This is a genomic window from Bradyrhizobium uaiense, assembly GCF_010811875.1.
In the GTDB taxonomy this organism is placed as follows: domain Bacteria; phylum Pseudomonadota; class Alphaproteobacteria; order Rhizobiales; family Xanthobacteraceae; genus Bradyrhizobium; species Bradyrhizobium uaiense.
In genome coordinates this window covers 1-229 of the sequence record NZ_VKHP01001159.1, presented here as the reverse complement: position 1 = coordinate 229, position 229 = coordinate 1, and the positions used below count along the sequence as shown (strand labels likewise).

Below are 229 nucleotides of genomic sequence, written 5' to 3'. Positions count from 1 at the left end.
ACACCCTTGCGACTCCATCGACTGAAGCGCCGGAACACGCTGTTCCAATCCCCAAACGCCTCCGGAAGATCACGCCAGGGACAGCCCGTACGCACGATCCAGAGCACCCCTTCCACGAACATCCGGTTGTCGCGTCCAGTCGAGCCCTTCTGGTCAGGCCGGCCGATGATCAGCGGCGCCATCCGCTCCCAGCCTGCGTCGCTCAACACCAAACGATCCATCACACCCA

At 62.9% G+C, this 229-nt stretch carries 1 protein-coding gene; it reads right to left on the bottom strand.

Features of this window, described 5'->3' with window-relative positions; genetic code table 11:
- The coding region (locus FNJ47_RS49150) for a transposase (protein WP_236000658.1) at window positions 1-229 on the bottom strand (229 nt) is incomplete at both ends.